The sequence below is a fragment of the Fibrobacter sp. UBA3629 genome (assembly GCF_002374005.1).
Taxonomy (GTDB): domain Bacteria; phylum Fibrobacterota; class Fibrobacteria; order Fibrobacterales; family Fibrobacteraceae; genus Fibrobacter.
In genome coordinates, this window is sequence record NZ_DFLC01000019.1 from 71,508 (window position 1) to 94,483 (window position 22,976).

16 protein-coding genes are annotated in these 22,976 nt (G+C 55.8%); 7 read left to right on the forward strand and 9 right to left on the reverse strand.

Annotated features, from left to right (window positions below; all coding sequences use genetic code 11):
• Positions 1-33: 33 nt before the first annotated feature.
• Positions 34-813: a hypothetical protein gene (locus B2310_RS06805; RefSeq protein ID WP_290729883.1), complete on the forward strand. Its 780-nt coding sequence runs from the start codon at positions 34-36 to the stop codon at positions 811-813.
• Between the two features lie 74 nt (positions 814-887).
• The gene (locus B2310_RS06810) at positions 888-1,373 is read left to right on the forward strand and encodes a hypothetical protein (protein ID WP_173382683.1); all 486 of its coding nucleotides are present in this window, start codon (positions 888-890) and stop codon (positions 1,371-1,373) included.
• 3 nt (positions 1,374-1,376) lie between these two features.
• On the opposite strand, the gene B2310_RS06815 is transcribed toward B2310_RS06810, so the two are convergent.
• The gene (locus tag B2310_RS06815; RefSeq protein ID WP_290729885.1) at positions 1,377-2,762 is read right to left on the reverse strand and encodes an MATE family efflux transporter; all 1,386 of its coding nucleotides are present in this window, start codon (positions 2,760-2,762) and stop codon (positions 1,377-1,379) included.
• A 250-nt stretch (positions 2,763-3,012) separates the two neighbouring features.
• Here B2310_RS06815 and B2310_RS06820 point away from each other — a divergent pair, with 250 nt between their 5' ends.
• Positions 3,013-4,158, forward strand: a complete 1,146-nt coding sequence (locus B2310_RS06820) for a hypothetical protein (protein ID WP_290729888.1) — start codon at positions 3,013-3,015, stop codon at positions 4,156-4,158.
• Between the two features lie 12 nt (positions 4,159-4,170).
• Here B2310_RS06820 and B2310_RS06825 read toward each other — a convergent pair whose 3' ends face one another.
• Positions 4,171-5,052: a GGDEF domain-containing protein gene (locus tag B2310_RS06825; RefSeq protein ID WP_173365801.1), complete on the reverse strand. Its 882-nt coding sequence runs from the start codon at positions 5,050-5,052 to the stop codon at positions 4,171-4,173.
• A 294-nt stretch (positions 5,053-5,346) separates the two neighbouring features.
• On the opposite strand from B2310_RS06825, the gene B2310_RS06830 reads away from it, so the two are divergent.
• Entirely contained in the window at positions 5,347-9,762 is a 4,416-nt protein-coding gene (locus B2310_RS06830; protein WP_290729890.1) for a fibro-slime domain-containing protein, read from the forward strand.
• Positions 9,763-9,832: 70 nt separating this feature from the next.
• Complete coding sequence (locus tag B2310_RS06835; RefSeq protein WP_173365803.1) at positions 9,833-10,243, forward strand: SPOR domain-containing protein; 411 nt, start codon at positions 9,833-9,835, stop codon at positions 10,241-10,243.
• Between the two features lie 42 nt (positions 10,244-10,285).
• Here B2310_RS06835 and B2310_RS06840 read toward each other — a convergent pair whose 3' ends face one another.
• Entirely contained in the window at positions 10,286-14,380 is a 4,095-nt protein-coding gene (locus tag B2310_RS06840) for a hypothetical protein (RefSeq protein WP_290729892.1), read from the reverse strand.
• A 36-nt stretch (positions 14,381-14,416) separates the two neighbouring features.
• Complete coding sequence (locus tag B2310_RS06845) at positions 14,417-15,286, reverse strand: glutamate--tRNA ligase family protein (RefSeq protein WP_290729894.1); 870 nt, start codon at positions 15,284-15,286, stop codon at positions 14,417-14,419.
• A gap of 275 nt (positions 15,287-15,561) precedes the next feature.
• On the opposite strand from B2310_RS06845, the gene B2310_RS06850 reads away from it, so the two are divergent.
• Positions 15,562-16,152 carry a hypothetical protein gene (locus B2310_RS06850; protein ID WP_290726046.1) on the forward strand — a complete coding sequence of 197 codons (591 nt, stop codon included), beginning with the start codon at positions 15,562-15,564 and terminating at the stop codon, positions 16,150-16,152.
• Positions 16,153-16,172: 20 nt separating this feature from the next.
• Complete coding sequence (locus B2310_RS06855) at positions 16,173-16,739, forward strand: 3'-5' exonuclease (protein WP_290729896.1); 567 nt, start codon at positions 16,173-16,175, stop codon at positions 16,737-16,739.
• A gap of 9 nt (positions 16,740-16,748) precedes the next feature.
• Here the strand turns inward: B2310_RS06855 and B2310_RS06860 are convergent, their stop codons facing one another.
• The 5 genes from B2310_RS06860 to queF all read right to left on the reverse strand — a co-directional run bounded on the left by B2310_RS06860 (position 16,749) and on the right by queF (position 22,910).
• Positions 16,749-17,861, reverse strand: coding sequence for a glycoside hydrolase family 3 N-terminal domain-containing protein (locus tag B2310_RS06860; protein ID WP_290729898.1), 1,113 nt, complete (start codon positions 17,859-17,861; stop codon positions 16,749-16,751).
• 15 nt (positions 17,862-17,876) lie between these two features.
• On the reverse strand, positions 17,877-20,423 hold the full coding sequence (locus tag B2310_RS06865) for a DNA topoisomerase III (RefSeq protein ID WP_290729900.1): 2,547 nt from the start codon (positions 20,421-20,423) through the stop codon (positions 17,877-17,879).
• A 2-nt stretch (positions 20,424-20,425) separates the two neighbouring features.
• The gene (locus B2310_RS06870) at positions 20,426-21,559 is read right to left on the reverse strand and encodes a glycosyltransferase (protein ID WP_290726038.1); all 1,134 of its coding nucleotides are present in this window, start codon (positions 21,557-21,559) and stop codon (positions 20,426-20,428) included.
• A gap of 156 nt (positions 21,560-21,715) precedes the next feature.
• The gene (locus B2310_RS06875) at positions 21,716-22,432 is read right to left on the reverse strand and encodes a queuosine precursor transporter (protein WP_290729902.1); all 717 of its coding nucleotides are present in this window, start codon (positions 22,430-22,432) and stop codon (positions 21,716-21,718) included.
• Position 22,433: 1 nt separating this feature from the next.
• The gene (gene queF / locus B2310_RS06880; protein WP_290729904.1) at positions 22,434-22,910 is read right to left on the reverse strand and encodes a preQ(1) synthase; all 477 of its coding nucleotides are present in this window, start codon (positions 22,908-22,910) and stop codon (positions 22,434-22,436) included.
• Between the last annotated feature and the right edge of the window lie 66 nt (positions 22,911-22,976).

The following is a 22,976-nucleotide window of genomic DNA, read 5'->3' on the forward strand; positions in this document are numbered from 1 at the left end:
GTGCATAATATAGCAATTTCTATCTTTGCGTTTATGGAAAGCGCAACCTGGCAAAAGATTCTCGACCTGTGCAACAGGCTCTCGAACGTCACGTACGAGAACCTCACGAAAATCATACGCCTCGAATCTACCGGCAGCGCTACGGCCGCGCGCAACCTCGACGACAGCGACCAGAACGATATCGATACCTGGATGGGCGGCGGCACCTGCTTCAGCATGACTTGGCACCTGTACCAGAGCCTGCGCGACATGGGGTTCAACCCGCGGCTCGTGATGGGCCACAAGCGCAAGGAGAGGAACATCCACTGCGCGCTGATTTTACCGGATGCGGATTCAGATTTCCTCTTCGACCCCGGCTACCTCATCTTCGACCCGCTCCCCATCCCGCTCCCGAAGCCCTTCGGTGCAGGGGAGGTGTTCTTCCCGCTGGTGCCGAACAGCGTGCGCCTCGTGCGGCCCGACATGGATTCCATGGAACTCTGGACCGGCGGCGCGCTCAATGGTGCAGGGAAACTCAGCTCCCCGATGAAGTTGCGTTTCGAATACCCGGTGGCAGGCGTGAGCGTCGAGGAGTTTAAGCAGCACTGGTCCGAAAGTTTCTACCGCGAGATGATGACCTACCCGGTGTTGAACCGCCTCGACCGCGAGCGCGGCGTGCAGTACTATTACCAGAAGGGCAACCTCGTGACCCGCGACGCAAACGGCAGCCGCATGGAACGCATCGCCGAACCCGAAAGGGTTGAAAAATTGAGCGAAATTTTCAGGCTTTCGCCCGAACTCGTGTCCAAGGCGCTTGGTATCCTCTCGAAATAAGTATATATTTGTTTTATCGTCATCCCCGCACAGGCGGGGATTTTTAAGCATTTCAGGAACATAAGGAGTCCCATATGAAAAAGATTCTGGCCGCTTTCGCCATCCTCGCTTCCGCAGCCCTCATTGCCTGCGGACCTTCCAAACTCGAAATTCAGGAAATGTCGTCTGCGTGCGATGTGTCCGTCGAAGTGGGCAAGGTGCTCGACGATACCATCAGCCTCTATGTGGGCAACATGTTCTTCCTGAACGCGAAGCAGACCGTGAACGAGGAACTCTTCCCGCTTTCGGCCAGCATCCGAGACCCGATGAACATCGACGTGAAGGGCCGTACCGACGTGATTGCATCCGGTGCCGACTTCATTGCCTATCTCCGCCGTTCCGCCCCGAACGCCGTGAACTTCGGCATAGTCGTGAACGAGGCCGCGAAGAACGAAATCGGTTTTGACGAGACTAAGACTGTCAACCGCCTGGTCGAAGTTTTCAAGACCCTCGAAGGGGGCTCCGTCATCCTCTTCCACGAGAAGGACGGCCAGCTGACCGACGCGAAGAAGTTGTTCTAAGGTTTATTTCAGCTTCTTCAGTTCGTGCCGGAGCATGAGCACGCCGATGATGGCCGCACCCGTGTCGGCGATGGGCTGCGCCATGAACACGCCCTTCAGTTCAAAGAAGTGCGGGAGCACGAGCAAAAAGGGAATTAGCAGAATCACCTGCCTGCAGGCGTTCAGGAACATGGACCTGAGCGCCTTTCCCGTACCCTGGAAAAAGCTGCCCGAAACGAGCCCGAGCGGAATCATGAAGAACGCCGCCCCGAAAATCCGCATGGCCCACGCGGCGACTTCTTGCAGCTTGAGGTCGGTAGGTGCGAAGGGGGCCACGAACACTTCGGTCTTCCACATCAGTATCGCCCACGCCACGAGCATAAAGCTCCCCGCGTAGATGAACGTGAACTTGAGGGTGCCCTTCACGCGGGCGTTGAGGCGCGCGCCGAAGTTGTACCCGATGATGGGTTGCGTCCCGTGCACAAAGCCGAGCAGCGGGAGCAATATGAACGAGGCGATGCTGTTCACGATGCCGAATGCGGAAATCGCGAGGTCGCCGCCCGAGAGAGCCCCCGTATCGTGCAGGCTGATCGCCCCATAGGTGGTGAGGCTCCAGTTGAGGATGGCGTTCATCAGGCTGTTGCACACCTGCATAATGCTGGGCGGAATGCCGAGGATGATAATCTTCCTCACGTACGCGAAGCGCAACTTCATGTGGCGCCAGCGGATGCGGATGGGGGTATCTTTCTTTACGAAGAACTGCGTGATGAGCGATGCCGCCACCAGCTGTGAACCGATGGTGGCCCACGCGGCGCCCTCTATGCCCCAGCGGAACTGCACAATGAACAGCCAATCGAGCGCGATGTTCGTGACAGCTCCGATGACTTCGCGGAACATGGCCGTCTTGGGGTGACCCATGCTACGGATAAAGTGGTTCATGCCCGGGGCGACCGTCTGGAATACCGCACCGCAAAGCAATATGCGCATGTAGCTACTGGCAACGGGGAGCGTCTGATCGCTTGCGCCGAACAGGCGGAGCAGGGGCTCCATGAATATCTCGCCGAGCGTGAACGTGGTGGCGGCCATCAGTAACAGGAGCGAGAACGAGTTGTTCAGAATGATGCTTGCCTGGATGTACTTCTTTTGCCCGAGGCGGATGGCGAACAGCGTGTTGCCGCCTACGCCAATCATCATCGACATCGCCATGATGAACAGCATGATGGGGAAGCACAGCGTGATGCCCGCGATGCCGAGGCTTCCGACTTCGTGGCCCACGAAGAGGCGGTCTACTATATTGTAGAGCGCGTTCACCAGCATGCTCACGATGGAGGGCACCGAGAACTGCAATACCAGTTTCGGGATGCTCGCGGTACCAAAGGAATTGAGGCGCTCGGAATTCAGTTTCGACATTTCGGCGCCAAATATAGGAAAAGCGCGCAAGACGGGTAAGGCGTGAAAACTTGTTTCCCGAACACTGGTGTCCGGCCTGCATATGAAACGACTGTTGCATATAGGGATAAAATATGTAAAATAAACAAAAAGTTTGTGATTTTGATTAAATTTTATTGATTTTGTTTTATAAACTATTGCTTTTTTTGAATGAGGGTTGTATATTTGGAAAAGAATCGAACATATATTTAATAGAAAAAAGGAGAATGGTATGAAAAGGAAACTTTTGAAATCGACATGTAGCATTGCTGCGGTGGCCCTTGCCGCGTTCATGTTCGCTGCCTGCGACGAAGACAGTCCGAGCGCCCCGGTCGGCGGTGACGAGAAGTCTTCTGCTGTCGAGAGTTCCGATGCGAAATCTTCGGGCAATGATGAGCCCGCTTCTAGCGAGACGGCTCCCGAAAGCAGCTCCGACGTTGCGGAAAGCTCCAGTTCCTTGCCGGAAACGCTGTCCAGCTCTAGCCTGGAGGAACGCTCTAGTTCTAGCATCTTCAAAGCGTGCATCGACATGGATGGGATGTGCCCGCCTTGTGAAGGTGACTTTTGCCCTGTGACAAATGTGGCCTGCAACCATTGCGATGTAGACGGCGAAGTGGCTCCTGACTGCAAGGGTGGCCCTGACTATGTATGCAGCGACAGACTCTGGAGGCAGATAAAGTCTACCTGCGAACATATTACCGATTACGACGGGATGAGCGCAGAAGGAAACTGCGTCGGGAGAAACGGTGAGGTCGTTACCGACTGCGTGACCGAACAGCAATTCAAGTGTGTCGATAATTACTGGAGTGTCATGAATGTTGTCTGCCTTCCGGGTGGCGACTGCAACGGCGACGGCATCCCCGACGGAATTCGCAGGCCTGACTTGGAGCCCTGCGACACGGACACCCTGCTGGAGTTCTTTGGCCGCGCTTACCAGTGCATTGAAAACAAGTGGGTGTACCTGCCGCCTCCGACCACGTACATTAATGAAAAGGCGACCGACGTCTCGGCCATGTATCGCGGCGGTCCGGCGGTTTCTCCGCGCGTCGTGAAGGTGGAAAGCGCTAGCGGCGCGGTTACCTTCCGTGACGATGGTGTGCTTGTGGACGACCTTTGCACTTTCAACGGGCTCAATGCCGAACTCAGGGGCGATACCCTGGTTGCTACCATCCTGTATCCGGGATGCACGACGACCGGCGGCTCCATGGGCGTCATCACGTTCACTCTTAGCGGGACATTTGCCGACGTGAAGTACATCAAGTACTCGAACGAATCGAAGATCAAGCCGGTTGACGAAGCCGAGGAACTGCTGCCCTGCGGGAACACTTCCTCTTGTGAGACTTGCGGTGGAGACCGTGACGGCGACGTGGGCTGCTAAGGGCCCTGCGTCTTAAAAGGCCACGCGGTTCCTGCCGCTTTCCTTGGCCACGTAGAGCATCTTGTCGCACTGCGCGATCATCGCTTCGATTTGCGGAATGTCCTCTCCCTGTTTGGAGCAGAGCCCGAGCGAAATGGTCACCGGGATGACCGTATCCTTCCACGAGAACTTGTGGCGTTCCACGGCCTTGCGGAGGCGTTCGGCGCTCTTCTGCGCGTCTTCGGGCGAAATGTTCGAGAGCAGCAGCAGGAACTCCTCGCCGCCGTAACGGGCGAGCAGGTCGGATTCGCGTTTCTCTTCCTTGAGAATTCGCGCGATTTCCTTGAGAACCATGTCGCCGCACTGGTGGCCCCAGGTGTCGTTCACGCGCTTGAAGTGGTCTGCGTCCACCATGATGGTGTGCACGAATTCCCCGCTGCGGCGGGCGAGCGCGAGTTCTCCGAGGCTTCGGTCCATAAAGCTGCGGCGGTTGCTAATCTTGGTGAGCGGGTCCATGGTGGCTGCTTCGTAGAGGGCGCGGTCGAAGGCTTCTTCGCTCTTGTCCTTGAATTCCACCTTCAAGACCATCTTGCCGACCTGCAGGCGCTTTTCGGAATCGAGTTCTGCAATCTGCACGGGCTGCCCGTCCACGAAGGTGCCGTTGGTGCTGCCGAGGTCGCGCACGGTCACGTGGACCCCGTCAAAGTCGATGGCGCAGTGCTTGCGGCTCACGAGTTCGTCGTCGAGTCGGACTCCGGCATCCTGCCCGCGGCCGAGGATGGTCGTACCTTTTTCAATGGCGATTTGCCGGAACTGTTCCTGCGGGTAGAGCACTATCAAATGCGGCCTCAGTTCGAGCCTCTCGAACTTGATTGTCTTGCCTGGGGTCACGATGGTCTGGTCCAAATCTTGCATAGGAACTCCGGTTTAGGGTAAAAATAGAAAAGTTAGATAGGAAATATGTAAAAATTCATTTACAAAACGGCGCTTTTTTCTTATGATATCTTGTGATAATTTGCACTTTCTTTTGTTGACTGGCCGGTTTTTTACCGAAGTAAACGTATTTTTAACAAAAAATAAAAAAAGAGTTGGCTTTTTTTCAAAGAAAAGAATAAATTTGAGGTCGGTGTGGCATATTAAAAAGGCCGGTCTTTTTGGTATGCTTAGTTGGAAGGAAAACCATTGATGGAAACAAAAATGATGAAATACATGAAGATCTCCCTGTGGAAGTGGGTTTTGGGTGCCTGCATGCTGTTTGTTGGCGTGCAGAGCGCTGCAGCCGCATGTACGGGTACGCTCCATTTTAAGAAGCCTGACGAATGGCCCGCTTCTTTCTATGTGACCATGCAGAACAAGTCTGCACTAGTTACGGCGGCGAACAAGAACCCCACGACGGGTTATTATGATTACGACTTGTCGAACGCCCTTGGCGAAGCCCAGGAAACGGCTTTCGGCTTGGCAAACTCTTCGACTAACCCGCTCGACTACATCCTTGCTGCCCAGTGGAATGGCCATTCTGCTTATGATGCAAGCCTTCCGAGGAACAACCGCGATATCGCATGCCCGAGCACCAAGGGCACGACGGATGTCTGGGTTCTGGAAAACCCGAAGCAGGCGGGCAAGACCCTAGTTTCCTATACCGAACCGAATATCAAGTACATGTATGTGCTCGTGCCGGACGAAGCGGAGTGGAAGGCGACCGTCCCGATGTGGTCTCCCGATGGAACCTACGCGAGCCGCCAGCCGTTCAAGGTCGCGCCGGGTATGTGCGGATGGTACTACGCCGTGTGGATGGACGAACCCCTGCCGACATCCTTCATCTTCTTCAAGGACGATGACGCAGACTTGGAAGATGCCATTGGCTTGGACGGTTGGGAAGCGGATGTGCTTATCCCGATTCCGATGGAAGTCATCTATAACCAATATAATACTAACAAGGTTTACTTCATTGCCGATGTTGACTTGGCCGCAGAAAGCGCCGTCGACCAGATTTCGATTACGGACCCGGGCCTTGATGGAAACTGCTCCTACAACCTGGCCGCAATCCTCTACGATACCGATGCTAGCTTGCACGGCGCCTTTACCTGTGACGCTTACCCGCAAGCTGGTGCTAACAAGTGCTATGTTGCTACGGCGCCTTATGGTTATGGTGGCAACGGGGGGGCCAACACGGTTCCTTGTATCGGCGTGACTCCGGGAATAGTTGCTGACTTGCTTGACCCGCAGACGAAAAAACCGACCTACAATCCGGCGAGTGGCTGCTTCGTGAGCCAGCAAGCCTTTGACGTGATGTTCAAGCCCACTCCGGGCGTGAACTACCAGCACTGCCGCGACGTCACCTTCAAACTCACCAAGGATGGCCTGTGGGAATACGACAGCTATAACGAACCGACTGGCGCCTTTACCATCTTGAATGATGTGACTTGTGCTGCGAATGATCCCAATTATGCTACTTGTGTGGCTGCGTCTACACGCCGTGATGGTCTCGGAAACGTCGGTTACGGCGACGGTGGTGGTGCCAACAACCCAGATAGGAACATTTCTACAAAGGCTCTGCAGACGTTGGGCGTCGTGGCGGACTGGTCCGCTATCGAACCGACGACCGGCCTTCCGTACATTGACCTTTACCCTGTCTCTGCCGGTGAATTCGGCGATGGTACCCATCCTAACGTTTACGACAACAGCACCTGGGATACCCGAATCAAGGGCAGCAACAACCAGATGTTCTGCTTCGAATCCCATGCCAAGTTCACTTACCGTCCGGGAATGCAGTTCTCGTTCCGTGGTGACGATGACATCTGGGTGTTTATCGACAACAAGCTTGCCGTGGACCTTGGCGGTACGCACTTGGCCGCCCCGGGCTACGTTAACCTGGATCAGTTTACAGGAGCTAGCGGCGCCCTCGTGGCCGGAACGGACTACGAAATCGACATCTTCTTCTGTGACCGCCGTACCGACATGAGTAACGTGCGTATCAAGACGAACATGTACATCAAGCAGTCGACCGGTATCACGATTGACCCCAAACCGCAGGGCGATGGAGGCCTCGAACTTGATGTCTGCGTGCTCACGAGCGGCGGTGGCGACTGTGCCTCCGTGCTTGCCGGTACCGATGAAGGTTCCGAAGAATGTGGAGATAGTATTAAAACTGAGATTGCCTTCAAGATTGTCACCCGCAAGAAGGAGCCGGTGCAGGGCTGTGGCGACTGTGCCGCTTTGACTCCGGGAACCATCAACCATGGCGGTATCGACCTCACGAACCCGAAGGTGCCGAAGTTCAACCAGGAAAAGATGAACGGGCTTCCTCCCGGAACCTACTACCTCGCCATTACCGTGGATGGCAAGACTGCCTACCATAAGTTCAAAATCAAGGGTAACCTGGATATCGTGACGCAGGATGTCGAATTCCCGAATACCGACGGGGATGTCAACATCTACCCGGCCGGAACCAAGTGGAAGTTCGAGGGCATGGGCCTTGCCGGCACGCGCCTCCCGATCTATGTATCCGCTCCGGACGATCAGGGCACGGTCGACCTCGCTTCTGCAGCGAACCAGACCTACACGCTCACGCTTTCTGCGGGTGCCACTCTCTACAAGAACAAGGAAGATACGACTCCGCTCTCTGTGCCCTACAATGGCAAGATTGACGAGAACGGTATCGATACCCTCTGGGTGGAAGTTCCGCTCGCTGGTTTGACTGCCGCCGAAACGAAGGTTACGGCTTCCGTGCGCAACGCTGTCGCGACACTCTCGTTCTTCGCCCCGCAGCTGTCGTTTGCCAAGCCCAAGACGACCGACTCCCTCGGCAACGTCACGGAATGGACTACGATGGATCAGGATCCCGATGTGGATGAGGATGGCGATGAATACTTCCACTGGGTGAATGCCGACGTGGACTTCTACCTCATTGTCCGTAACCCGGCGACGGGAGCCCTCTGCACGGAATGTAATTTTGCCTTGGATATCCTGGATGCCTCCAGCGGAGTTTCGGGTGCTGTCAGCGCTCTGGTAGACGGTGTCGCCTTGGTGCGTATCCGTTCGAGCCAGGTCTACGATGACCCGAGTCAGCCCGCGGCGACCATGCTTGTGGGTGCTGTCGCGAACAACGCAGTCGCGGCTCCCTATGGCAACATGCATTTCTACAAACCGCCTGCACCGATGCCGCTCATTGTCGACATGTTCGACGTGAAGGGCGCTCCCACGGGCGAAATGAACATCTCGTCTAAGTTCTACAAGGAATCGGCGGACTACTTGGATGGTAGGGCGGACTCCATGGCGGTTATCTATGACCGTGCCATTCATCCGGACTCCATCCCGTTCTTCCTGTGCCTCAACTTCGACGAAAAGCACCTGGTGAAGATCAATCCTTATGATTTGGGTTATTCTACTAACCCGAAGGACAAGGAAATGTTCTGCTCCACGCAGTTCAGTGCTGCCGAAATCAAGGAAGCCTATGACAAGAGCCCGGATAACGGCCAGACGCTCGTGTTTGCTGTCGACGATCCGTTCACTGCCGATGTGAAGACTTTGGTACTGAACGAAGACAGGATTGCATCGTTTACGACCTACAAGTGGAAGGGCGATACCGTGAAATCGTTCTTCGAAGGTCACCTGACCGACCGTATGGCTCCGATTATCCTTTCGGCTCGCGCTTCGGCAGAAACAGACGGTGGCGTGTATGACCAGGTGAAGATTGTCGCTTCCGAACCGGTGATGGTTCTGGATGGCTCCGTGGCGACCTCGGCATTCAGCTATTATCTGAACTCTGCTGTCGATGAAGCGTTCAAGGAAGAAGAAGCCAAGTATATCCATGTGGAATCCCAGAACTCTCCCCAGAACAAGAGGGATACGCTTACGCTCCGTTACTACAACGATGACAAGCTGAAGCCGACTCCGCACGTGGGTGACTACATCCGTTTCCGTGCCGATAACGTTGTGTGGGCCGACTCCTCGAATGGGGCCGCTCCGGGTGCCGATACGCTCAGGCCTGCCGACGATGCTTCTTGGCACTGGAATTCTCCGACGAACTACAATGCTACGGACCGCTTGCCGTCTCCGTGGGTGCAGGTTGTGGGTGATGCGAAGATCGACGTGACCACGATTCCGTATAACGTTGCGGATCCGTCGGCCGTGGACGAAAATACCCCGGTGGGCGAAGTCTTCCCGGTCAAGACGAGCGAGAATATGGACGATGTCAAGTCGGCCCACCCGAATACGCTCGGCCACTTCGTGCAGTCTGACATGGGTTCCATCATCGGTGCCGATACATCTTTCACGAGGGTGTACCAGAACAATCCGCATGACATCTACTTCTTCTACGAAGTTGACTACTACACGAACCTCGGCTCGTTCGTTGCTCACCAGAGTGGAAAGATCTACTGTGACGATGCGTTCTTCTCGGCCGACCCGACCCAGGAAGGTGCCGTGGGCGACTGCGTGAAGAACCCGCGCAACTTCTTCGTCGCATGGAACATGCTCTCTGACAAGCACCGCCTCGTGGGTACTGGCGCCTATATCACCAAGTACTCGTCCTTCGTGAAGCTCGGCTCCGTCGGAACCAAGGGCAAGAAGGAAAAGACCGAGGTCTGGGGCGTGAAGCGTGGCACGGGCGTTGTTAAGAAATAATAGCGCTTCTTCGGTCTAAAATGAACTTGCATCCCCGCCCTGAGGGCGGGGATTTTTCTACATTTGGACCATGCAAAAGATTAGCCTCCTGATTTGCCTCGCTGCGATAGCCTTGTCGTGGGCGGGTGACCCTACGGATATCGACTCCCTTTTCCGCGGCAAGGAATACAAGCCCGAACTGAGCTCTTCGCTGCGCGACACGACTGACATTTCGGCTCTCGCCGTATCGAAGGGTTCCGGAAAGGAATCCAAGGGAAATGGCTATTACGTTCTGCAGTTCGAGGCCGTGGGCGATTTCGATGCCGCCCAGCGTCGTAAGGCGCAGATTTCTGCATCGACGGGCTACAACATCCAGGTGGTGTTCGATGCCCCGTTCTACAAGCTGCGTGGCGGTGGATGGACATCAAGGAAGGCGGCCGAGGATAAGGCTCGCGAGCTTTCCATCTACAACATCAACGCGCTTGTCGTGAAGCTCAAGTAGCTTTTTAGCTGTTTCGCTGAATTCCGCGTAATGGGCGGGTCCCTAGTCTAGGAGCCCGAGTGCTTGCTTTTGCGCAAATTCGTCCATGGATGCCGGAAGCAGGGCCCTCTCCTCGGGAGAGACGTAGATGAACTTGCGTTCGTTTTGCGGACGCATGCTCCTGTCCCGCAACACTACGGGCGGGTTCTTCGTGGAGTAGAAGAACTTGCCTGTCTTGATGAACTTGTGGCGCTGGAAACCTTGCTTGATGGCGTCGTTCAGAGCCTGGAGGATCATCGGGCCTGCGCGATCGACATGGTGCAGTTCCAGCAGGCGCGACAATAGCACTTCCTCGTGGATGGGAGCCTCGTGATCGACATAGAATTTGAGCTGCACGATGAGCGAAAGCGCGGAGAGTTCCGCGATGGGCTTGTCGTGGGCGGTTCCTTCGATTTTCGGGTGGACCACCTGGTAGGGCTTTGTCTGGATTTCGGCGACCGCGGAATCGTTCTCGGCTGTGCCCACTTCGGCCTTGGGTTCTTCGGGAGGCGGCGGTGCGACGCTCTGTTCGATGGCGATGGTCGTGATGATATGGCTCGCTTCGTCTGCGTTGGAAATGTACCAGAAGGGAGTCCAGATGTTGAGGACCTTCCAGCCTAGCTGGCGCAGGAGCACGGGGCGCACGTATTCGCGGTCTTCGATGGATTCGCGGAAGCGTTCCGTGGTGCAGTCGTCTTCGATGACGGCGAGGAACCTCTTGGGGTTGTTCGCGTCCACGACGACAGGGCCGACGGGTATGGCTCCGGAAGCGAAACTGGGCAAGACGTTGATGCCCTCGTTTTGCAGGAGCGCGATGACCTGGGAGCGGAGTGCCGAATCTGCCGGCTTGATTTCGAAGTCGGAAGGTTTCGCCTTGCGAAGCAGATGGGCCATCCAGTCACGCAGCATGGCAGACTTGGCGGTGGTCATCTTTTGCTTGTCGGCTTCGGTCATGAAAATCTTGAGCTTGTGGCGTGCGAGTGTCGCGCTGATGGCGATTTTCCCTTCGCTGGAGCTCTTGTCCATGGCTTCGGGCTCTGCGCAGACGAATATGACGTCACGGTATTTTTCGGTAGCCCTTTCTGGAGTCTTGATATAGAATCCGGTCGAGAGGTCGCTGTTTGCAAAGAATCTGGCGCAGGGGGCATCCTTGGTGAGAAGCGCCTTGATGGTCGACTCGATTTCGTGACATGTCACCTGGTGGAATGCGATGATTCCGAGAGTCTGCCCCGGATGCGTCTCGGCATGGTGAATGGCTGCCTTTGCAATGTCGATGACTTTGTCTGCAACCGTCTGGATGGAATCGCTCTTGCCGGAATCGCGAACCGGGGGCGGCAGCTGGCGGATGCCGTGGTTGTAGATGTGCTCGTTCGCAAATTCTACAAGGGACGGATCGGAATAGCTGTCCGAGAACCAGAGTTCGCGGGTCGGGATGCCGCGGCGCAACGAGGCCGTCATGATGCTTTCCTGGAAGAACGCCGTGTGTACGGGATCGATGTCGAGGTAGGCGTCAAAAGGCAACGGCTCTAGGGCCGGTGCGTGCGGGTTGCCGATGAGGATGACCTTGTTTGCCTTTAATGCAAGCGGGATGGATTCGGCTACGGAGATGCTGCCTGCGTCCAGAAGGACGATGGTGTCGAATTTCTTTTCGCAGACAAGGGCGTCTTCGATGCTCAATACCGAAAGTTTCTCGGTTGCGGTGGCGTGCGCTTCGCGGAAGTTCGCGTTGCAGAATTCGTCCAGCAGCAGACGGTATTTTTTGCCGAGCTGGGAATGGACTTTCGGGGCGCAGGAGAATACTTCGGGGAATTCCTTGCTGAAGCGCTGGACTTGGGAGGTCGCCCAGTAATATGCGGTGGCCTGGGGCAGTTCGCTGTTGACAGCCGCCGGATTCTGGACAAAGCGCAGGAGCGTCTTGCAACCGGTGCTCTCGAGTTCGCGGAACAGCGAGGAAAGCTTAAGGTGCGTGTTGAGGACGTTCCAGTTGTCTTTCCAGAGGTTGATTTCTTCGAGGCTCTTGTCGAGGTCGAGACTGTCGAGCGGAATGTCGAGAACAAGTTCCTTGGAGAGCACCCGCATGCCCGAAAGCAGTTCCTGCACGGCCTTGTCGAATTCCTCGAACCGCGGGAGCATCGGCTTGATCTGGTGCCAGTGCTCGAGAACCGTGAGCATCAGGTTGAACTGCGGGCTGTTCGCATGCTTTTCGCGGAAGTCGTAGATGTAGGTAATCTTCTTGTTCAGGTTGACCCAGTTCGATTTTTCGTAGAGCCAGTCGCGACCCAGCAGATGGTTGCCGAGAACGGCCGTGTCCTTGTAGGCGCGCTTGTTTTCTTGCAGCTCCAGGAGGGTATCGATGAGGTCGAGCAGGTGCGCATCCGAAGAAACTTCTTTTGGATGCTTGAGCACCTTCATGAGGCGCTTGCGCGAATTGCGGTAGCGGTCGGAAAGGCCCTTGAGCGTGACCTTGAGGCTGTCGGCAAATTCCTCGCGGGCGGCGAGGATGTTCTCGTCGACGGCGTCGTCCGTGTATATGTCGGAGGTCTGCCTGCGGTAGCGGACCCACTTGTCGCCTGCTTCGGGCAGTTCCTTGAGGGAATCCTGGTAGGCGCTCCAACTGTTGGAACAGAGATCCCAGCCTTCGAATTCGGGCGTGTTTTCGTCGAAGTTCTTGCGGATAAGCGAAATGATTTCGGATAGCGCGGGCAGGTAGATGCCGGTGGGGAAGAACCCTTCTTCCTTGAACAGGTCGACAAGCGGCCTTATGACTTCGACTTTTTGGATGGTATCGTCAATGTTCTTGGCGATTTCGGCCTTCGCTTCTTGGGTGAGGCTTTCGGCCTTGATGTTTTCGAGGAGCTTGCGCGCTGCGATTCCGCCCTTGTTGAAATAGAGGTCGGAAATTTCTTGCAGGAGCCGCTGCAGGTTCGAAAATTCCTTGAAGGGGAGATTGTTCGATTCCTGGAAGATGGATTCGACGAATTTCGCCTTCGGCTTGGGCGCCTGCGCAAAGAACTGCAGGATGTCGGTCAGGCTCGTGCTGTCGGAGGGAGACTTCCCGTTGACCGCCTTGTAGTAGTTGATAAAGAATTGCCGCGTCTTGTTGATATCGGCGGCGACTTCTGCGCGCGGACGGCCGCTGTAGGAGCGGAAGTCGGATTTCCATGCCTGCGTAAAAGTCTGCCTGGAGATGGCGCGCCGCGTGACCACTAGCGTGTCATGTCCCTTCGCGAGGGCCTCGGCGACGATGTTAGTTGCGACCTTTACTTTCTGGGTGCCGGGCAGCGCCTGGATGGCGTAGCCGTGCGCATTTTCGTCGAGCGCGTCGATGGTCACCTTGGTCGTGTGCGAGTCCGTGGTGTAGAGGAAATGGTGGTCGGCCGGGTTGTAGATTTGGTCGAAGTCCGCTTCCTCGAATACGGATTCCCGAACCTGGAATCCATCTTCGCCGAAGAGCGAGGAGAGGAAGGGGTTGCTGTCGATTTTCTTTTCGCTTCCGAGGTTTCGCATCGCCATCTTGAGGCGGAGCCTGCTGCTATTTAAAAAGGCAAGGCAGATGCCATGGCGCGTGAACTTCCAGTTCTTTTCGGCGGCGATGGCCTTTTCGAACAGGGAAAAGTAAAGTTGGATGCTGAACTGGCCGTCGAGCGTTGCGTCTTCGATGCGCGGAAGCTGGACTCCGGCAAGCCTCTCGGAGAGGACCGTGTTCTCGATGGGAGGCCTGTTCGAAAGGTTTATGGAGTTCCCGTCTGCACTGGGCTCGAGCGGGATGAGCAGGCTCGGTGCAAGCGCGTTGCCGTCCCACTTGAGGAATCCGGCAAGCAGGTAAAGGTCTGGCGTACCGAAGTCCTCGGCTTTCTCCTTGAATACCGTCTTGAAGAGAGTCTCGCACTGTTTCTTCTGCTGAGGCGTGAAGCTTGCAGATACCGGGATAAAAGAGTCGAGCGGGATAGCGTTGGCGGATTGCTTCCACTTTTCGTAGAAAGTGTCGCTCGCTTCGCGCAGGAGCGGAGTCTGAAATTCGTTCTTCGTCGAAAAGAGCAGCAGCCTGTCCTTGGAATCAAAAAGGGCAGCCTCCTGTCGGACTTTCATGACGGTGGATGACGGTGTATTGTGCGCCATGCCTAGAATATACGTTATTTTTTTGTTTTTTAGTATTTACAGTTTGCCGGCTACGACTGAAATCGCCTCTTCTAGCGAGAGGGAGGTGTCTTGGGCTACAAGCGAGGCCCTGTAGCATACCCGGCCCAGCAGTTTTTCGGCTGACACTCCGGCGTCGCGGTCCTGACGCAGGCTGTGGGCGCGTTCGCGTTTCGAGAGTTTTTTGCCTGCGGCATCCACGATGAGCGGATGGTGCAGGTATATCGGTGGAACGTCGCGGCCGAGCAGGCGCATGAGGGCGATTTGCCTTGCGGTGGAATTTCGAATGTCCTCGCCGCGAACCACGTGCGTGATTCCTTCGTCGATATCGTCGACGCACACGGCGAACTGGTATGTCCACTGTCCGTCGCGGTCGCGGATCGGGAAGTCCCCGCATTGCTGTTGCGGATTTTCATCGAAATCTCCGAGAAACTTGTCGTGCCAGTGCACGACTTTGTTCGGAATGGAGACGCGGAGGCAATGGGGCTGGTCCGACATTGCCTCCGGGTTTGCCTGCTGTCGACATTTGCCCTGGTAGATTACTTCGCCGGTGGAATTTTTGGGGTTCTCTGCTTCCAGCTGTTTGCGGCTGCAGTAGCAGGGGTAGACCAAACCCTGGGATTGCAGCTTTTGGAGCGCCTCTTCGAAACGCTCCGGGTGCTTACTTTGTATGCTATCGCTGTCGAATCGGAATCCGAACCATTTCAGGTCTTCGTAGATGCTCTCGATGTATTCGGGGCGTGCACGGCTTTGGTCGTGATCCTCGATGCGCAGGTGTATTTGCAGGTTCCACTTGCGGGCCGCAGCCCAAACGTAAAGCGCCGAAAGCAGGTGGCCTTCGTGAAGGTAGCCCGTGGGGCTTGGCGCAAAGCGGATTTTACCGTCCATGCGCAAAAATGTAATAAAAGCAGGGGGTGCGTGCGCTGTTTTTGGTGGATTTGGGGATTAAACTGGGCTAAAAAATGGTTTTTTATCCCCACTGTGCGGGCTTTTTTCACGCATACGTTGCGTACAAAGTAATAAAATGGGGATTGGATGGGGTGAAAAAAGATTGTTTAATCCCCAATTTTCGGCTTTTGGTGTTTTTTTTGACGCAGAATCCGCTTTTTTTATTTATATTCAGGGCGTGAGGGCTTTCTGGCCCACAAACAGGATTTTGGGTTATGCAAATGAATTTTAAGCGCGCTTTTAAGTTGGCCTTCGTCGCAATGGCGGTCTGTACGGCGTTCTCCTTCGCTGAAGATATTGTCGCGACGACCTCCAACGGTTCGACGGTCATCCTTCACGACAATGGCCGCTGGGAATACTATCAGAACAACGCGAATATCAGGGACGTGCGCGAATCCGCCGTGCCGAAGGATGCCCGTTTCGAGGTTTCCGTGCTTTATGAGAGTCCGGACAAGGTGAAGAAGAATGTGCGCATGGCGCTTGAGGCCGATTTCGCGACCGAGGAAGAAATCAGGGATAGCCTCCGCAAGGTGCCGAAGGGCGGCTATGTCTACTTCCAGGTGCCGACGAAGCAGATTAAACCCGGCCTTGTGCGCGAACTTACGTATTCTATTTACGATACGGGCAAGAACGCCATCTTTACGAAGACGGTTCGCGATTCGGAAGCGACGGCGAGTGAAGATGCCGGCATCTCGAATCTGTTGGTGGTCCCTATCTACGGTCGCCCGAAGGCAAAGGTCATGAAGGCCAGAGTCGAAGACCGCAAGAACCATGCCACGCTCGATATCGATATCCCGATTCGCTGATGACCGCCCCGCAAGAGGATATGCTGAAATTCGCCGTCGTCGATGTAGAAACGACTGGCGGTGCGGGTGAATCGAACCGCATTACCGAAATCGGGATTGTCCTGCTCGATGGCATGGAACAGGTGGGACAGTTCCACAGCCTGGTGGATCCGGGCGTGCCGATTACGCCGTTTGTCAAGAACCTTACGGGCATTACCGACGAGATGGTGAACGGGGCTCCGCAGTTTTCGAAAATAGCGGAAGAAGTGTCCGCGATGCTTGAGGGCAGAATCTTTGTCGCGCACAATGTGCAGTTCGATTGCCGCATGATTCTGACGGAACTCAAGCGCAGCTGCGTGAAGTTTGACCCGCCGAGGCTCTGCACCGTAAAGATATCGCGAAAATTTTTTCCGGGACTGCCGAGCTACAGCCTGCACAACCTGACGGATTCTCTTGGCCTCAGCGACTTTAGGCATCACCGTGCGATGGATGATACGCTTGCCTGTGCAGAAATCCTGAAACTGGCCTACAACAAGGTCGGGCCGGGAAAGATATTGAAAGAGGTGAAGAACCTCACGAAAGCGAAAAAAGCGAACGTTGTGAGATGACTGACGCTATTAGGGCGAGAGCAGCCCTGCGCGAAGTTTCATCTTTAGAATGCGGACGACGGATTTCTCGATTCTTGCAAGGAATGCCTTGTCGTTCATGGCGCGATCGAGAATGAATTTCTTGATATCAACCGCCTTGGCGGGGTAGGTGATGATGAACATGTCGTTGCCGGCATCGAGAGCGGCTGTCACGACTTTCTTGAATTCGGATGCGGGGTAGGGGTCGTTGAGCGGTGTTCCGGGGCCGCTGATCCAGCCGCGCAGGGAGCTTCCCCAGAGGTCGTCGGTGAGGACCACGATGTCGTCGTCGAGGTCGTGGGCCATCTTCACGAGTTTCTTCTCGAATACGGCGGGAGCGTTTGAAATTTTCGTGTAGCGGACGCTGCTCATCATGACGATAGGAATGTCCGGGGAGAGAGCCCTGAAGAACTTGACGTATTCCTTGATTCTAGATTCGCTCGCATCGCTTTCGGCCATCTGCAAGTCGCTGTTCTTGTTGCTGTCATAGCCGGGAAAGTGCTTCGATGCGCTGATGATGCCGGAAGCCCGCATTCCCTTCACGAATGCGCGGACCTTCTCAGCATTCTTGATGCCGTTCCATGAGCGGTTCCAGTGCTCCATGAAGGTTTCCTTGCCGTGCGAATCGAATGCGGGGTCGAGGGTGGGGGCGAGGTTCAGGTTGAAGCCCGCGTCGTGAAGCGTCTTGCCGACTTCATGTGCCGTGCGCTCGATTGCTGCGGGCTCCGATTCTCGCATCTCCTTTGCGCTAGGGGTCTTTTCCCACTTGCGGTCGATGTTCACGGCCCGGTTCACGGTGCCGCCTTCCTGGTCGATGGTGACGAGCAGCGGGACCTTGATGCGCGAAGAAATCTTTTCGAGGTTCTTCCGGAACAGGTTCATGTTCGAAAGGTGCGGCTTCATTACGAGAATTCCGCCAAAGTTGTTTGTAACGGTGAAATTCGGCGGTGCCATGTAGACCATGATCATCTGCCCGATTTTCTCTTCGAGCGTGAGCGAATTCCAGAGCGGCCGGAGTTCCTTGGGAAGCCCGCGGGGGGCTTCCGCGGCGAAAGAACAGGCGAATGCGGCAAGCAAACAGAAAAAGAAAATTCGCAGGCGCATGCTGGCCTCGTGGTGCTAGCCTTCGCTTTTGGCGGGAGCTTTCTTGAAGAACCGTCTGCCCTTGCTGAAGTCGCGCGGCGGGAAGTCGAACTTGATCTTGCCCTTTTCGAGCGTGAGGTAGGCGTCGAAGAGCCTGCGCGTCTTATTGCTGCGGAAGCCCTTGATGAGCGCCGTTTTCTTGCCTGCAAGGAGGTTCTTGATTTCTTCGAGCGGGATTTCCTTTCCGAGGAGCACCTTGGGCAGGTTGAGACCCGAAGGCTGCTTGTCGATGTAGCTCTGGCTCACGTAGCCGGTGAGCGTTTCGAACACGTTGGTCCCGTCGACGGGGGATACCCCTATCTTTTCGCCGATTTCAATCTCTTCGGGCTTTTCTTCGAATACGAATTCGATCTTGTTCTGGTCGTTGATGATGAGCACCGCGGTGAATTCCGCACCGCGCTTGCTGCGGAACCCGGACAAGGGGCCAATCTTACGCTTGGTGAGGAGTTCCACGATTTCTTCGTCGGAGAGGTGTTTACCGCCAATTATCTTGCGGATGACGATGCCGTCCTCGGTGGTGTAGCGGCTCACGGTCTCGAACACCTTCTTGCCGTTCACGGGGCTGAACTTCGCCTCGCCGGTGGTGTTCTCTTCCTTGAATCCCTTGATGTTCTTCACCATGTTCTTCGTCATGTCGACGATGCCCTTCATGAAGTTCTCGCGGGATTCCTTGCCCTTGCTGATGAGGTCCATCTTGTATTCCCACTCGCCGGTGAGTTCCGGGCTCGTGAGCGCCTCGCAGTTCATGGCCGAGAGGACCTTGATAAGGTCGAAAGCCTTCGCCGTCGGGATCATTTCCTTCCCGTCACGGACAACATACTTGTCGCTTACCAGTTTCTCGATAATGGCGGCGCGTGTCGCAGGCGTACCAAGCCCGCGCTCCTTCATGGCGTCGCGCAGCTCGTCGTCCTCGACGAGCTTGCCTGCGCTTTCCATCATGGAAAGGAGCGTGCTTTCGGTGTAGTGCGCAGGCGGCTTGGTAAAGTCCTCGTTACTGCGCATGTCAAGCGTCTTCGCATTGTTGCCCTTCAGGGGCGGCACGTTTGATTCGTCGTCGCTGTCCTTGCCGTAGACCGCCTTGAAACCCGGGTCCACGAGAATCTTGCCTTCGGTAATGAACGTCTCGCCCTCGACGGTCGTGATGCGCGTCGTGTTGAGGTACTGCGCCGGCGGGAAGAATACCGCGATAAAACGCTGGCACACCATCGTGTAGATTTTCTCTTCGGCTTCGGAGAGTCCCTTCGGGGTGACTCCCGTAGGGATGATGGCGAAGTGGTCCGAAATCTTCGTGTTGTCGAAGACCTTCGGGGTGCGCTTCACGTAGTTCTTGTCGAGTGCCTCCTGCGCGAACTTGGCGAGCGGGCCTTCGATTTTCCCGAGGGTCGCCTTCACGGGGGCCACGTAGTCTTCGGGCAGGCAGCGACTGTCGGTACGCGGGTAGGTCGTTGCTTTGTGGCGTTCGTATAGGGCCTGCGCAATCGAGAGCGTAGTCTTGGCGCTGAAGCCGAAGCGGTTGTTCGCCTCGCGCTGGAGCGTGGTTAGGTCGTAGAGCTGCCCGCACTTCTGCTGGCTGGGCGCTGTCGATTCCTCGATCTTGCCGGGCTTGCCCTTGCACTTCTTGAGAATCTCGTTTGCCTTCTTCTCGTCAAAAATCTGCTTCTTGCGGTCCTTGCCGTCGCCCTCGAACCATTTGCCCTGGTAGTTCACGCCGCCGTTGTCGAAGTCGGCGTCGATAGTCCAGAACTTTTCGGGCTTGAACTGCTGGCGTTCTTCCTCGCGCTTCACGATGATGGCGAGCGTCGGGGTCTGCACGCGACCGCATGGCGTAATCTGGAACCCGCCCATGCTGCTGTTGTAGGCGGTGAGCCCGCGGCTCCCGTTCATGCCCACGAGCCAGTCGGCCTCGCTGCGGCAGAGGGCCGCGTTTTTCAGGTTTTCCATCTCTTCGGCGGTGCGCAGGTGCTCGAACGCGTCCTTGATGGCGGCAGGCGTCATGCTCTGCATCCACAGGCGCTTGATGGTCTTGTTCTTGAAGTTGCCCTTGAGCACGTAGTCGAGGATATAGAAGAAAATCAGTTCACCTTCGCGGCCCGCATCGCATGCGTTCACGATGGTCGTCACGTCCTTCCTCTTGATGAGCTTGCTGACGATGGAAAGCTGTGCCTTCGTGGAGGGGGTGGCAACGAGCGGGAATTTTTCGGGGAGCATTGGGAGAGTCTTCATGTCCCATGCCTTGTAGCGCTCGTCGATATCTTTCGGGTCGGCGATGGTTACCAGGTGGCCGATGGCGTGGCTTACGATGGTCGAATCGCTTTCGTAATATCCGTTGTTCTTCTTGAACGACTTCGCACCGAGAACTTTCACGAGGTCGGCCGCAACGCTCGGTTTTTCTGCGATGATGAGGGTTATGCCCTCGCTGGCGGGTTTTGTCGCCTTCTTTGTCGCCGTGGTCTTGGCGGAGGCCTTTGCCGTAGTCTTTGCGGTGGATTCTGTCTTAGTCGTTTTCTTGGTCGTAGTTGCCATCGTTATTTCCATTTAAAGCGTCCGAACAGGCCGAAGAGCACGGCCAGCACGGTGAAGGGGGCGTGGATGAATTCAACGGGGATGCACCACTTGAGCAGGTGCTCCTGCCGGAAAATCCGGAGCCCGCGGAGTATTAATACCAGGTCGCCTATGCACTTGGCGACCGATGCGACGATTGTCGCGATGAGAATTTCGAAGCTGAAGGGCGAAAGTGCCGCCGAGACGCACTGCATCACGAGGAACAGGAATACCATGCTGAGCACGAATACGATTTTCGGCGTATAGTATATGGTTGCCGAAGCCCAGCGCTTGCGCTGTTCCCACAGTTCCTTGAGGGTCTCTTTGCCGCTCGTGGTGACGAAGGTCGATTCGGCAACGCAGTAGCGCATGGCCCAGGGACGGTCGTCAGCGATTTTCTGCATCAGGAGGTCATCGTCGCCGCTCTGGATCTTGAGGACGTTCTCGAATCCGTGGACGCTCTTGAAGAAGCTCTTGCGGTAGGCGAAGTTGTTGCCGGTGCTCGTGAGCGGAAGGTGCATCGCGATGCCGGCAGTCCCCGCCACGCGGTAGATGAGCGTCTCGACCGCCTGCATGCATATGAGCACGCTCGATTTGCCGGGAACGGTCGGGATGTAGGAATGCCCAGCCACGAGTTCGATTCCCGGTTCGAATTCGCGCACGATTCCGGCAATCCAGGTGGGTTTCACGATACAGTCGGCGTCGGTAAGGCAGAGGATGTCGCCGTCGCAGATGTCGACGAGTTTCGAAAGGGCCTGCTTTTTGGGGCTGACGCCGTCGGGAATGTCGTTGATGGTGAGAATGTGAAGCCGCGGGTAGCGTGCCGCGTAATCCGCGAGGATTTTCGGGGTGTCATCGTCGCTGCGGTCGTCGGCGACCCATACGTCCCATTCGCCGTCATATTCCTGTGCGAGGACGGAATCGAGTGTCGCGCGGATGCCCGCCGACTCGTTCCTCGCCGAAATCAGGATGCTTACGCGCGGTTTGGGTTCCACGTCGGACTGCCCGTCGCGCACCGTGCCCAGGGCGCGGAAAAGCCGCACTTCGAGGGCTATGTAGAGTAGCGCCGATACGGACAAAAGGCCGATGACCAGGTATGTGAGCACTGTCCAGAACATTTTTTCGGGCAAAATTTAGTTCATCGCACCCTGATTTGGGACTGCGGGTGCCGGAACGGGACGTCGATTTCTCGATACATATATATATGTTATTGTGTCGGACGGAAGCAAAAATTCGCGAATTCGGTGAAAAAACGCGTTTTTTGGGGGTGAACGCTATTCTTTCACGAGTTCCGGGTGCTTTTCGGCGATGCATCGGGCGAGGTACACGAAAGGCGTATCCATCAGGGAGGTCACGATGAAGATGCCATACCCGAAGATGAGAATTTCGCCGATGGTGTTCCACGGGAATACGCCCGCGAACGCGAGCAGGTTGAACACCACCACGTTGATAAGCTGGCTTACGAGGGTGGAACCGTTGTTGCGGAGCCACAGGAACTTGCGCTTGTCGCCAAACTTCTTCTCGGTCCATTTCCACCAGGCGTGGTAGGCCCACACGTCGAACATCTCGCAGACGGCATAGGCGAACAGGCTTGCGAGCATCACGCGCGGGGTGTTCGCAAATACGGTGCGGATAGGGCCAGCCATCGTGTCGCCGTCGGCCGGAATGTAGAGGAACCAGCTCTGCGAAATCAGGATGAAGGTAATGTTTGCGAGGATTCCGATTTTCACGCAGCGGTTGGCTTCTTTTTTACCGAAGATTTCGCTCATGATGTCGGTCGCGAGGAACGAAGAGGCGAAGATGACGTTGCCGAGCGTGGTATCGAGCCCGAAGGCGTGCACCAGGATAAGCACCTCGATGTTTGCCGCGATGGTGCAGATGACGGTCCACGCGAAAAGGCCCTGCTTGCCGAAAAAGCGGAAGAAGGCGACGAGCCCTCCGAAAAACGCGAAGACGGAGGCGACAAGGATGATCTCGTTCTGGAACGGCACTTTACTTTCTCCGGTCGATGGCCGCAAACAGGCGGGTCTTGGCGATAGATTCGAATTCGGTGCCCGGCTTGCCGTAGTTGGCGAACGGGTAGAGCGAGATGCCCCCGCGGGGCATGAAGATTCCTTCGACTTCGATGTATTTCGGGTCCAAAAGCTTCACCAGGTCCTTCATGATGATGTTCAAGCAGTCCTCGTGGAAATCCCCGTGGTTGCGGAACGAGAACATGTAGAGCTTGAGCGACTTCGATTCCACCAGGTACTGGTCCGGGATGTAGTTGATCTTGATTTCGGCAAAATCGGGCTGGCCGGTTTTCGGGCAGAGGCTCGTGAATTCCGGGCAGTTGAACGTGACCATGTAGTCGTTGCCCGGATGCTTGTTCGGGAACTTTTCGAGCACTTCGGGGCTGTAGGTGGTCTTGTACTGGGTCTTGTTGTTGCCAAGCAGCGTGACGCCTTCGAGTTCTGCTTCTGAACGCATGGAAGTCTCCTAGTTTTGTTTTAAGTCAGGATGGGTCTCGAACTGACTGGCGTAAAGATAAAAAAA

What these genes read in the sequence shown, in the direction of transcription:
- B2310_RS06805 (WP_290729883.1), top strand. Translation starts at nt 34, where the DNA reads ATGGAAAGCGCAACCTGGCAAAAGATTCTCGACCTGTGCAACAGGCTC.
- B2310_RS06825 (WP_173365801.1), bottom strand. Translation starts at nt 5,052, where the DNA reads ATGCAAGATTTGGACCAGACCATCGTGACCCCAGGCAAGACAATCAAG.
- B2310_RS06810 (WP_173382683.1), top strand. Translation starts at nt 888, where the DNA reads ATGAAAAAGATTCTGGCCGCTTTCGCCATCCTCGCTTCCGCAGCCCTC.
- B2310_RS06835 (WP_173365803.1), top strand. Translation starts at nt 9,833, where the DNA reads ATGCAAAAGATTAGCCTCCTGATTTGCCTCGCTGCGATAGCCTTGTCG.
- queF (WP_290729904.1), bottom strand. Translation starts at nt 22,910, where the DNA reads ATGCGTTCAGAAGCAGAACTCGAAGGCGTCACGCTGCTTGGCAACAAC.
- B2310_RS06850 (WP_290726046.1), top strand. Translation starts at nt 15,562, where the DNA reads ATGCAAATGAATTTTAAGCGCGCTTTTAAGTTGGCCTTCGTCGCAATG.
- B2310_RS06855 (WP_290729896.1), top strand. Translation starts at nt 16,173, where the DNA reads ATGCTGAAATTCGCCGTCGTCGATGTAGAAACGACTGGCGGTGCGGGT.
- B2310_RS06865 (WP_290729900.1), bottom strand. Translation starts at nt 20,423, where the DNA reads ATGGCAACTACGACCAAGAAAACGACTAAGACAGAATCCACCGCAAAG.
- B2310_RS06860 (WP_290729898.1), bottom strand. Translation starts at nt 17,861, where the DNA reads ATGCGCCTGCGAATTTTCTTTTTCTGTTTGCTTGCCGCATTCGCCTGT.
- B2310_RS06870 (WP_290726038.1), bottom strand. Translation starts at nt 21,559, where the DNA reads ATGTTCTGGACAGTGCTCACATACCTGGTCATCGGCCTTTTGTCCGTA.
- B2310_RS06840 (WP_290729892.1), bottom strand. Translation starts at nt 14,380, where the DNA reads ATGGCGCACAATACACCGTCATCCACCGTCATGAAAGTCCGACAGGAG.
- B2310_RS06845 (WP_290729894.1), bottom strand. Translation starts at nt 15,286, where the DNA reads ATGGACGGTAAAATCCGCTTTGCGCCAAGCCCCACGGGCTACCTTCAC.
- B2310_RS06820 (WP_290729888.1), top strand. Translation starts at nt 3,013, where the DNA reads ATGAAAAGGAAACTTTTGAAATCGACATGTAGCATTGCTGCGGTGGCC.
- B2310_RS06830 (WP_290729890.1), top strand. Translation starts at nt 5,347, where the DNA reads ATGAAGATCTCCCTGTGGAAGTGGGTTTTGGGTGCCTGCATGCTGTTT.
- B2310_RS06815 (WP_290729885.1), bottom strand. Translation starts at nt 2,762, where the DNA reads ATGTCGAAACTGAATTCCGAGCGCCTCAATTCCTTTGGTACCGCGAGC.